2 rRNA genes (1 of these 2 cut by a window edge) are annotated in these 2500 nt (G+C 48.2%); both read right to left on the reverse strand.

Annotated features, from left to right (window positions below):
• Positions 1 to 32: 32 nt before the first annotated feature.
• A 5S ribosomal RNA gene (rrf, locus tag BM239_RS11325) occupies positions 33 to 141 on the reverse strand.
• Between the two features lie 126 nt (positions 142 to 267).
• Positions 268 to 2500, reverse strand: a 23S ribosomal RNA gene (locus tag BM239_RS11330) (it continues 588 nt past the right edge of the window).

The following is a 2500-nucleotide window of genomic DNA, read 5'->3' on the forward strand; positions in this document are numbered from 1 at the left end:
TCCCGATTCAAGTATTGAATCGGGATTCTTAAAAAAGGCGGCGACCTACTCTCCCACGAGATGCAGTACCATCGGCGCTAACGGGCTTAACTACTCTGTTCGGAATGGTAAGAGGTGAGCCCCGTCGCTATAACCACCTTAAGTTATAGCTGCAGTAATACGGTTTTAAGGTATTACTTTCAGCGTTCCGAACAATTCGGAACAAATATCTTAACATATTGAAAAAATTACATGAATGTGTTGTAAACTGATTTAAAAAAACAGGCGTACAATAAGCCTATGGGTTATTAGTACTACTCGGCTATGACATTACTGCCTTTACACCTATAGCCTATCAACGTGGTCATCTCCCACGACCCTTTAAAGAAATCTCATCTTGTGGTGGGTTTCGCGCTTATATGCTTTCAGCGCTTATCCCTTCCAAACGTAGCTACTCTGCAATGCTCCTGGCGGAACAACAGATACACCAGAGGTTTGTCCAACTCGGTCCTCTCGTACTAGAGTCAGATCCACTCAAATTTCTAACGCCCACTGTAGATAGAGACCGAACTGTCTCACGACGTTCTGAACCCAGCTCGCGTGCCACTTTAATGGGCGAACAGCCCAACCCTTGGGACCTTCTCCAGCCCCAGGATGTGACGAGCCGACATCGAGGTGCCAAACCCCCCCGTCGATATGAGCTCTTGGGGGAGATCAGCCTGTTATCCCCGGCGTACCTTTTATCCTTTGAGCGATGGCCCTTCCATGCGGAACCACCGGATCACTATGCTCTACTTTCGTACCTGATCGACCTGTATGTCTCTCAGTCAAGCTCCCTTATGCCATTGCACTCTACGTACGATTACCAACCGTACTGAGGGAACCTTTAGAAGCCTCCGTTACTCTTTTGGAGGCGACCACCCCAGTCAAACTACCCACCAAGCACTGTCCCCTTTTGTGAAGGGTTAGACTCTAGATAAGCAAAGGGTGGTATTTCAACAATGACTCCACAACGCCTAGCGACGCCGCTTCAAAGTCTCCCACCTATCCTACACATTACTTATCCAAAACCAATACTAAGCTATAGTAAAGGTGCACGGGGTCTTTTCGTCCCACAGCGGGTAATCGGCATCTTCACCGATACTACAATTTCACCGAGCTCATGGTTGAGACAGTGTCCAGATCGTTGCACCATTCGTGCAGGTCGGAACTTACCCGACAAGGAATTTCGCTACCTTAGGACCGTTATAGTTACGGCCGCCGTTTACTGGGGCTTCATTTCAGATCTTCGCCGAAGCTAAACCCTCCACTTAACCTTCCAGCACCGGGCAGGTGTCAGGCCATATACGTCATCTTTCGATTTAGCATAGCCCTGTGTTTTTGATAAACAGTCGCCTGGACTCTTTCACTGCGGCCCATCCGAAGATGGGCGACGCTTCTCCCGAAGTTACGCGTCTATTTTGCCTAGTTCCTTAACCATGAATCTCTCGAGCTCCTTAGAATTCTCATCCCAACTACCTGTGTCGGTTTAGGGTACGGGCTGCTTCACTCGCTTTTCTTGGAAGTCGATTTGCTGGATTATCACCGCAGCCGTAGCTTTAGTGTACTATTGGAGTGTTACCACTTCCTTCAACGTACTATTCCGTCAGTACGCACCAACTTTTCGCCTCCGTCACTTTTAGTGTGAGCAGGTACAGGAATATTAACCTGTTGTCCATCCACTACCCCTTTCGGGTTCGCGTTAGGTCCCGACTAACCCTCAGCTGATTAGCATAGCTGAGGAAACCTTAGTCTTTCGGAGTGCGGGTTTCTCGCCCGCATTATCGTTACTTATGCCTACATTTTCTTTTGTAGCTTCTCCAGCAAGCCTCACGACTCACCTTCGACGACACTACAATGCTCCCCTACCACTTTTACAAGTCCATAGCTTCGGTAATATGTTTATGCCCGATTATTATCCATGCCGAACCGCTCGACTAGTGAGCTGTTACGCACTCTTTAAATGAATGGCTGCTTCCAAGCCAACATCCTAGCTGTCTAAGCAGTTCAACCTCGTTTTTTCAACTTAACATATATTTGGGGACCTTAGCTGATGGTCTGGGTTCTTTCCCTCTCGGACATGGACCTTAGCACCCATGCCCTCACTGCTGATTATCATTATATAGCATTCGGAGTTTGTCAGGAATTGGTAGGCGGTGAAGCCCCCGCATCCAATCAGTAGCTCTACCTCTATAAAACTATAAATCAACGCTGCACCTAAATGCATTTCGGGGAGTACGAGCTATTTCCGAGTTTGATTGGCCTTTCACCCCTACCCACAGGTCATCCGAAGACTTTTCAACGTCAACCGGTTCGGTCCTCCACTGTATGTTACTACAGCTTCAACCTGCCCATGGGTAGATCACACGGTTTCGCGTCTACCACTACTAACTAAAGCGCCCTATTCAGACTCGCTTTCGCTACGGATCCGGACCTGAAGTCCTTAACCTTGCTAGCAACGGTAACTCGTAGGCTCATTATG

The organism is Algorimicrobium echini (assembly GCF_900115185.1).
GTDB classification, from domain to species: domain Bacteria; phylum Bacteroidota; class Bacteroidia; order Flavobacteriales; family Flavobacteriaceae; genus Algorimicrobium; species Algorimicrobium echini.